Below are 8413 nucleotides of genomic sequence, written 5' to 3' on the forward strand. Positions count from 1 at the left end.
GGAGGAGTTGACCCGCCTCCGGTGTCTTTACCTTTCGGGTCCCAGAGAGAAGCGGGCGGACCTGCGGCGTCAGGGTGACGTTAGACCAGGCGCCGGTGAGGTCGGGCTGGCCGAAGCCGTTGCGCGGAGCCTTGTAGGCGGCGTCTCCGGCAGACGCCGGCAGAGCAAATGCAAGCACGGCGAGGCCGCAGATCAGCGCGCGTTTCACGGGCGGGACTCCCTTGGGCGTTCGCCCCATGAGACGGCGGTTACCCCTGGGGCGTCAATCCGGCTCGCTCACGCCGCCATCCGCGCCTTGAACACCCCGTCGGGCAGCTTCGCCGCGCGGGTGGGGTGGATGAAGAAGTAGTCCTTCCAGGGGAGCCCTTCGACCAGCGTCGTGCGCTCCTCCAGGCGGCCATCGGCCAGGGCGAACATGCGGTAGCCCCGGTCCCGGAAGAGGTCGAGAACCTCCTCCCCCGAGCTGCCGAAGCGGGCCTGGAGCATGACCGGGTGGATTTCCAGAAGAACGTGCGGCCGGTCGCGGTCGAGGATGGTCAGGGCGCCCATCAGCGCCATCAACTCGGCGCCCTCGATGTCCATGCGGATGAAGTCGACGTGCTCGATGCCATGCTCGGCGCAGAAGCCGTCCAGGGTGACCACCCGCGTCGGCTGGACCTCCATGCCCGTGTCCTCCAGATCGGGCCGGGCGGGGCCGTTGGGCATCTTCTCGGCGACATACGCATAGGCGCGGCCCATGCGCCCGGAGGTCTTCTTGGGCGTGACCAGCAGCAGCTCGCCCGGCTTGTCGCCGACGGCAGCGTGCACGGGCGTGACCTGCCTGCCCATGCGGTTCCAGGCGATGCCGACCTTCAGCACCTCGAAGGCGAAGGCGGAGGGCTCGAAGGCGTAGATCTTAGCCTCCGGCGCGACCTGGGTCATGACATAGGAGTGGCGCCCGTCGCTGGCGCCCACGTGCAGGCATACCGGCGCGCCCGACAACAGGTCCGCCAGGTAAGGGGTCTCGGGCTCGTGCTTGGCCCAGCTCCTGTTCCGCCGCCAGGCGCGGAAGGCGTGCCCCAGCACGCGAAGGGATGGCATCCAATCTCCCAGTCTAGCCCTCGGCCGCCCCCACGGCGCTCGACCCCGCGTCTAAGCCGCGTCGCGGACCACGGTCATCATGTAGTTGACGTCGGTATCGGTGGATTGCGTCCACCGCCCTGTCAGCGGGTTGAATACGACGCCGTAGGGGCCGTCGACAATCACCGGGGCGCCGGACAGGAAGCCGCGGATCTCGCCGGGCTTCAGGAACTTGTTCCAGTCGTGGGCGCCGGCGGGCAGCCAGCGCAGAATGTACTCGGCCGCGATCTTGGCCAGCGCCAGGGCCTTCAGGGTGCGGTTGAGCGTGGCGACGATCATCAGGCCGCCCGGCTTCAGCAGCCGCGCGCAGTCCTGCAGGTAGGCCGCCGGGTCCGCCACATGCTCGATAACCTCCATGTTCAGGATCACGTCGAACAGGGGTTCGCCGGCTTCGACCAGCGCCTCCGCGGTGGAGGCGCGGTAGTCGATGACGAGCCCCTGCTCGGCGGCGTGGGCGGCGGCGGTGCCGATGTTGCGCTCCGAGGCGTCGACGCCGGTGACGTCGAAGCCCAGGCGGGTCATCGGCTCGCTGAGCAGGCCGCCGCCACAGCCGATGTCGAGCAGGCGAAGGCCCTCGAATGGCCGCCGCGCCCCGGGGTCGCGCTTGAAACGGTAGAGGGCCTGCTCGCGGATGAAGCCGAGGCGGACGGGATTGAATTTGTGAAGCGGCGCGAACTTGCCCTTGGGGTCCCACCACTCCGCCGCGATGCGCGAAAATGTCTCGACTTCAGCCGGATCGATCGAGGAGCGGGCGGTGGCGGACATGCTCAGCGTATCAGCACGACTTCCACGCCCAGGTCCAGATCGGCCCAGGCGCGGTCGGCGGTGTAGACCGGGAGGCCCAGGCGCAGGCCGAGGGCCAGGCAGGCGCGGTCGGCGAGCGAGAGGCCGCGACTCCGCGTCGCACGGCGCATGAGGCCCGCCTGGAGGGCTAACGCCTCATCAAGCCCGACGACCTGAAACGAGAAGGCCCCGATCGTGTCGATGACAAGCGCGTCGTCGACGCCGAGATCCACCAGCCTTTGCGCCACTTCCGTGAGATTGACCGCGCTGATGACGGCCCCACCAATCACGCGGTCCACGATCTCGCATCCCGGTTCGTCGAGGATCCGCGCCAGGATCGCGGAAGCGTCCAGCACGACATCCGCCATGTCACTCGCGCTCGGCCTCGTCGCGACGCTCGGCGATCAACTCATCAGACGCCATCGGGCCACCCTTCCATTTGTAAGGGGCCAAGAGTTCGTCGATGCGACGCCATGCCGTCGCGATGCTGATGATCTTGAACTCGTCGCCCTCGAGGCGCGCCATCACGACGCCCGGAAGATCGATGCCAAACGCCTCGCGCACCGCGGCCGGCAGGACGACCGACCCGTCTGCGCGCACCGCGAGGCGGTATGTGCCGCCACTGCGCTCCTCCACGTCGGGAAGCATCGTGGCCTGATAGCGCGGCGGTGGCGCTGCGACGCCCGTGGCGTACGGCTCCGCCCCGGCGGGGCGCGTCCCCAAGCGCAGCTTGTCGGCCTCCAGAACGTTTCGAACGTGCTGGTAGCGCTTGCCCAGCAGCCTGGCGATCTCCGCGCGAGGATGGCCAGCACCCGCCAGCGCGCGGATCTTGTCGGAAACCGTCATCGCGGAGGCGACGATACGTTCGGCCTCACCTCGCTCCATGCCGCCCTCCTGAGTAGGTAGGTAGTTAGGTAGTTTCCCTCGATCACAACCGCAAGCCCGTTGTGCGGCGCGGGCCCCGCCGTTAGAAGGGCGCGCTTTCGCGAGGAGGGGTCGGCCTAGCGTGTCCCGGCTGGTGATGAAATTCGGCGGCACGTCGGTGGCCGACCTGGAGCGGATCCGGCGCGTGGCGCGGCTGGTGAGCGCCGAGCGCGACGCCGGGCATCAGGTGGCCGTCGTGGTCTCGGCCATGGCCGGCAAGACCAACGAGCTGGTGGCCTGGACCGACGGCTCGGGCGCCGCGGCGCAGGGCTTGACGCCCTCCGACGACGAGTACGACGTCGTGGTGGCTTCAGGCGAGCAGGTCACCGCGGGTCTCCTGGCCATGACCCTGCGCAACATGGGCGTCCCTGCCCGCTCGTGGCTGGGCTGGCAAATCCCGATCATCGCCGACGACGCCCATGGCCGCGCCCGCATCGACGACATCCCGCCCGAGAAGCTCGGCGCCTCGATGGACGCCGGCGAGGTGGCGGTGATCGCCGGTTTCCAGGGCGTCACCCGCGACGGGCGGATCGCGACGCTGGGCCGGGGCGGCTCGGACACCTCTGCCGTTGCGATCGCCGCGGCGCTCGGCTGCGGCTGCGACATCTACACCGACGTGGACGGCGTCTACACCACCGACCCGCGGATCGAATCCAGGGCCCGCAAGCTCGCCAAGGTCTCCTACGAGGAGATGCTGGAGATGGCGTCGCTGGGGGCCAAGGTGCTGCAGACCCGCTCGGTCGAGCTGGCCATGGCCTATCATGTGCCCGTGCGGGTGCTGTCGAGTTTTGTCGAGCCCGGGGAAGCCCCCGGTCAGGGCACCATCGTGTGCGACGAGGAGGAGATCGTGGAGAAGCGGATCGTGAGCGGCGTGGCCTACAGCCGCGACGAGGCGAAGATCAGCCTCTTCGGCCTGCCGGACCATCCCGGCGTGTCGTCCACCATCTTCGGCGCTCTGGCCGATGCGAACGTCAACGTGGACATGATCGTCCAGTCGAAGGCCCGCACTGCCGACACCGCCAACATGGAGTTCACCGTCGGCAAGCGCGACGCGGCGCGCGCCGTGGAGATCGTCCGTTCCGTCCAGCCCGACGTGGGCTTCGAGGACGTGCAGGTCAACGACGACGTGGCCAAGGTCTCGGTGATCGGCGTCGGCATGCGCAGCCACACCGGCGTCGCCAAGTCGATGTTCCAGGCGCTGGCCGACAAGGGCGTGAACATCCAGGTCATTTCCACCTCGGAGATCAAGATCAGCGTGCTGATCGACGCGGCCTATACCGAACTGGCCGTGCGCGCCCTGCACGCGGCTTACGGGCTGGACCAGCTCTAGGCGGGCGGACCATGGGGCTCCGCATCGTCGACTTCTCGCAGTTGACCGCGGCGCAGCGGGTGCAGGCCGCCCACGTGCTGGAGGCGGCGTTCGCGCACCTGCCAGCGGCCTTCGACGGCGCGTTCGCCGAAGAGGTCCAGACCTTCTTCACGGAGCTGGGGCGGGCGGCGTGGGCGGCGCTGGACGGCGACGCGGTGGTCGGCTGGGTTGGGAGGATCGAGGGTTACGAGTACGCTTGGGAATTGCATCCGCTGGCGGTCCACCCGGCGGCCCAGCGGCGCGGCGTCGGCTCGGCGCTGGTGGCTCTGCTGGAGGAGCGGGCGCGAGCGGCCGGCATGTTGACAGTGTACCTTGGCACGGACGACGAGTTCGACGGCACGAACCTGTTTGGCCAGGAGCTGTTCCCCGACGTGGCGGGCAAGATCGCCGGCGTGGTGGAGACCAACGGCCATCCTTTCGCGTTCTACCGGAAGCTCGGATACGAGATCACCGGCCTGGTTCCGCACGCCAACGGCTTCGGCAAGCCCGACATCCTGATGGCCAAGCGGCTTTAGTCTAGGCGCTAGCGCGGCCCTCCATCGAGCCGCCCGTCTCCCACGCCAGGATCACGCCGCGCTCGGCCAGGCCGGCCAACAGGCGCTGGACGTTGGCGGCATTGTCGTCGAACAGCCGCTGCAGGCCAGGCCGCGCGAAGCTCTCCGGCAGCAACACCGCCCCGGCAGTGGTGCGCGTCACGAGCCCGTCGTCCGCCAGGCGCGCGACGTGGCGGCGCACCGTCTCGCCCGGCAGCCTCAGACGGGCGCGCAGGGCGCTCATGGACCGCGGCGCGGCCTCCGGAGCCTGCAAGGCCGCGTCGAGCAGGGCCGCCAGGAGCAGGGCCGAGACCACGCTGCCGGCCTCGCGCATCAGCCCATCGGACATCCGCAACATGTAATCGGCGAGCAGCCGCGCGGCGGCCCGCACGGGCACCCTGCCCTCCAGGCCATAGGCGGGCGGCGGCATCTCCTCGACAAGACCGGCGGTCCGCAGGTCCAGGTAGAACCGGTGTAGGCGTTCATGCCCCGCCAGCACCGAGGCGAAATAGGCGGGCGAGGCCAGGAAGCTGGCCGGCACCACGACGCCCTCCGGCGACACGATGCAGGTCCCGCCGCCCGCCAAGCGTCGGATCCGACGCCGCGTGGTCTCGAACGGCAAGCCCAGCGAGCCGGCGACGGCGTTGATGCTGACGGGGCACCGCTCATCGTCCGGCGCCGGCGCGTCGAGTTGGCCATAGCGGGCGCGGGCGTCCGCGTCCCGGGTCAGCGGGACGATGTTGGCCTGGTTGATCGCCAGCACGAGCAGCGCGTCCAACGGCTCCAGCGCGGCAAGGCCGGTGGTGATCTCGTCCAGCAGGAACCCGAAGCTGAGACGCGCAAGCGTGTGGTGCGGACCGGCGGGGAATTCGGCTGAGGACGCTGCGACTGGATTCACTGGCTGATCAAAGCCCTGGGACGCTGCTTCTTCAAGGGCCGCGGCTAGGCCCGCTCCGCCGAGCCGGTCAGCCGGAACGCCGCCCACGTCCCCGCAAGGGCCAAGGGGATCACCGCGACGAAGACCCAGACCCCCGCAGCGCGCGCGCTCACATCGCTGAGACCGCCCGAGAAGCCAGTGATGTTTGCGGCCACGCCGGAGATGGCGGCGCCGGCCGCGGCCCCGCTCTGGCGCACGGCGGTGATGCCTGAGGAACCGATGGCTCGGTCCTCGTCGCGCAGCGCGGCCAGCACCCGGGTGCTCATGAACGCCCAGGAGAAGCCGAAGGCCGCGCCCATCAGACCGCCAGCGACGAGCACCCACACGAGCGGCCCCGCCGCTAGCGTGAAGGGCAGCATGACGAGGCTGACGATCAGCAGGAGTGAGCCGATGCGGATCCAGCGCCGGTCCCAGACTGCCCCTGCGCCCGCGACGGCCATCGCCGCCACGGTCCACGCCATGGACTCCGCGCCGACGGCGTAGCCCGCCCACAGCGGGGAGAAGCCGCGCGTTTGCTGCAGGATCGGGGGACCGTAGATGGAGAAGCCCATGGAGGCGGCGGTGAGGGCGAACATCGACAGGTAGCCCGCCCCTACCACGGTGCGCAGATCCCCCGCCCGGTGCGGCAGCAAGCGCACGCGCATCCTGTCGTCGAGGATCGCCACCAGCGCCAGGACAACAAGTCCGAGGACCACCAACCCGATGGCGACGGGGGCGTTCGTGAGGATGTTGGCGATCGCAATCGCGCTCACGCCCAGGCCGAGGAGGCCCAGTTGCGCCCACGGAACGCCCGGCCCGCCACCGGCCTTCCCCGCTCCGCCGAGGAGGAAGGGGACGGCAAGGCTGAACAGCGCGGCCTGGGCCGCAAACAGCCAGAACACGTCGCGCCAGTGGCCGGCCTCCAGCACCACGCCGCCGAACAGCGGTCCGGCCACGGTGGCGACGCCCCACACGAAGGTCACCGCTGCGAAGACGCGGGCCAGATGGCGCGCGGGGAACAGAAGCGCGATGGCGACCATGGCGAAGCCGGAGATCCAGCCCGAGCCGAGCCCCTGGATCAGGCGACCGGTGAGGAACAGAGCGACGTTGGGCGCCGCGGCCGAGAGGATGCAGCCGGCGACCATCACCAGGCCCGCGACCGCGGTCGCCGAGCGCAGGCCGAACATCTCCGACAGCCGCCCGGAACTGGCGCCGGCCATGATCGCGCCGACGAAGTAGCCGGCCGTGGCCCAACTGAAATAGGCGTAGCCACCGAGGTCGGCGCCCACGCTGGGCATGATGGTGGCGGTGACCAAGCTGTCGGCGGCGTTCAGCCACACGCCCAGCATGATCAGCGCGAACCGCGGCAGCCGGCCCTCAGCGAACAGGTCGGCCCAGCCGGTGGCTTCAGCAGCCTGGCCTTTGAGAGCTTCGGTCATGCAAGACGTCGATAGCTCGGATGACCGGACGATGCCTAGACGGGCGGAGCCGGAACGGGCGTATTCGCCGCCTAGGCTTGGCCGCGGCGCGCGATCATCAGCATCTGGGCGCGCTCCTCCAGTTCCAGTGCGGCTTCCAGGCTGATGGCGTCGAGGGTGGCGTCAAAGCTGCGCTTGGAAAGGCGAAGCGCGTCGGGCTGCGCCCGCAGCATGTCCCTGGCGAGCGCCTCGCCGTAAGCTTCAAGTTCGGCATCGGGCACGACCGCGGAGACCAGACCCTGGGTGAGAGCGTCCGCCGCCTTCAGCGGCCGGCCAGTGTAGAGCATCTCGCGGGCGCGGGAGACGCCGATCATCCGCTGCAGCTTCCAGCTCGCGCCCAGTTCGGCGCCGGAGAGGCCGACGTTGATGAAGGCGGTGTGGAAGGCTGCGGTTTCCGAGGCGACGATGATGTCCGACGCCAGCGCGAGCGCGAGGCCGCCGCCGGCCGCCGCCCCGCGAACCAGACTGATCACCGGCTGCGGACAGGCGCGCATGGCCTTCATCAGGTCGCGCAGCACCCAATCGCCCTTCGGACCGTCCCGCAGAGCGTCCGGCTGGCCGCTGGCCTTCAGGTCCGCGCCGGAGCAAAAGGCGCGGCCCGCGCCGCACAGCAGGATCACGCGGGTATCCTCGTCCCGCCGGCGCGACTCGAAGTGGGCCAGGAGCGCCTCGGCCATGGGATGGTTGAGCGCATTCAACCGCGCGGGGCGGTTCATCGTCAGGCGTTCCAGGCCGCCCTCGAGCGCCTCGGCCACCAGCATAGGTTCGTCGGTCATCTCGCGCGCCCTCCCGTTTGGCGAGGGACATAGCCGACTTCCGCTACGTTGGCTCAAGCCATCCATCTGCGCGGCAGAGCGTCATGGCCGTCGCCAGCCGCACCCTTGCCCACGCTTTGGGCGCCTATGTCGTGAAGGGTACAGACGCGCTTTGAGTCTCGGTTCTGTAAGACAAAACTGCTAGTCAGCGCCCAACGGACAGGGAGGACATTGCGCTTACGATGGCCGCACCAGCCGCCATACGTGGACCGCGGAGCCTGCTTCGGCAGATCCGCGAGCCGCTCGCCGGGGGCGGGCCGGCCCAGGCGCGCCTGGACATGGTGGTGCGCATCATCGCGCTCAGCATGGTGGCCGAGGTTTGCTCGATCTACCTGCGCCGCGCGAACGGCGAGATGGAGCTGTTCGCCACCGAGGGCCTGGACGTTTCCGCGGTCCACGTCACCCGCATGAAGCCCGGCGAGGGCCTGGTGGGCGAGATCATGCGGGCAGGACGCCCCCTGAACCTCGCCGATGCG

General features: G+C 69.7%; 11 protein-coding genes. 3 read left to right on the forward strand and 8 right to left on the reverse strand.

All coding sequences use genetic code 11. From position 1 onward, the window contains the following. The 5 genes from QZV94_RS20185 to QZV94_RS20205 form a co-directional block, all read right to left on the reverse strand. Positions 1-208, reverse strand: a 208-nt coding sequence (locus QZV94_RS20185) for a hypothetical protein (RefSeq protein WP_293681073.1), incomplete at its 3' end; no start/stop codon positions are given. A 68-nt stretch (positions 209-276) separates the two neighbouring features. Continuing rightward, positions 277-1080, reverse strand: coding sequence for an FkbM family methyltransferase (locus QZV94_RS20190; protein ID WP_293681076.1), 804 nt, complete (start codon positions 1078-1080; stop codon positions 277-279). A 51-nt stretch (positions 1081-1131) separates the two neighbouring features. Further along, complete coding sequence (ubiG, locus tag QZV94_RS20195; RefSeq protein WP_293681079.1) at positions 1132-1884, reverse strand: bifunctional 2-polyprenyl-6-hydroxyphenol methylase/3-demethylubiquinol 3-O-methyltransferase UbiG; 753 nt, start codon at positions 1882-1884, stop codon at positions 1132-1134. 2 nt (positions 1885-1886) lie between these two features. Continuing rightward, positions 1887-2270, reverse strand: a complete 384-nt coding sequence (locus tag QZV94_RS20200; RefSeq protein ID WP_293681082.1) for a type II toxin-antitoxin system VapC family toxin — start codon at positions 2268-2270, stop codon at positions 1887-1889. 1 nt (position 2271) lies between these two features. Then, positions 2272-2787: an AbrB/MazE/SpoVT family DNA-binding domain-containing protein gene (locus tag QZV94_RS20205; protein WP_293681085.1), complete on the reverse strand. Its 516-nt coding sequence runs from the start codon at positions 2785-2787 to the stop codon at positions 2272-2274. A gap of 121 nt (positions 2788-2908) precedes the next feature. On the opposite strand from QZV94_RS20205, the gene QZV94_RS20210 reads away from it, so the two are divergent. Beyond that, the gene (locus QZV94_RS20210) at positions 2909-4156 is read left to right on the forward strand and encodes an aspartate kinase (RefSeq protein ID WP_293681088.1); all 1248 of its coding nucleotides are present in this window, start codon (positions 2909-2911) and stop codon (positions 4154-4156) included. An 11-nt stretch (positions 4157-4167) separates the two neighbouring features. Beyond that, the gene (locus QZV94_RS20215; protein ID WP_293681091.1) at positions 4168-4710 is read left to right on the forward strand and encodes a GNAT family N-acetyltransferase; all 543 of its coding nucleotides are present in this window, start codon (positions 4168-4170) and stop codon (positions 4708-4710) included. Between the two features lies 1 nt (position 4711). Here QZV94_RS20215 and QZV94_RS20220 read toward each other — a convergent pair whose 3' ends face one another. The 3 genes from QZV94_RS20220 to QZV94_RS20230 form a co-directional block, all read right to left on the reverse strand. Further along, on the reverse strand, positions 4712-5626 hold the full coding sequence (locus QZV94_RS20220; RefSeq protein WP_293681094.1) for a hypothetical protein: 915 nt from the start codon (positions 5624-5626) through the stop codon (positions 4712-4714). Positions 5627-5670: 44 nt separating this feature from the next. Then, the gene (locus tag QZV94_RS20225; RefSeq protein WP_293681097.1) at positions 5671-7083 is read right to left on the reverse strand and encodes an MFS transporter; all 1413 of its coding nucleotides are present in this window, start codon (positions 7081-7083) and stop codon (positions 5671-5673) included. Positions 7084-7154: 71 nt separating this feature from the next. Then, positions 7155-7898: an enoyl-CoA hydratase-related protein gene (locus QZV94_RS20230; protein WP_293681100.1), complete on the reverse strand. Its 744-nt coding sequence runs from the start codon at positions 7896-7898 to the stop codon at positions 7155-7157. A gap of 221 nt (positions 7899-8119) precedes the next feature. Here QZV94_RS20230 and QZV94_RS20235 point away from each other — a divergent pair. Next, positions 8120-8413 (forward strand): GAF domain-containing protein (locus tag QZV94_RS20235; protein ID WP_367254957.1); only part of this gene is annotated, 294 nt, incomplete at its 3' end.

Source organism: uncultured Phenylobacterium sp. (genome assembly GCF_902826855.1).
Lineage (GTDB): Bacteria > Pseudomonadota > Alphaproteobacteria > Caulobacterales > Caulobacteraceae > Phenylobacterium.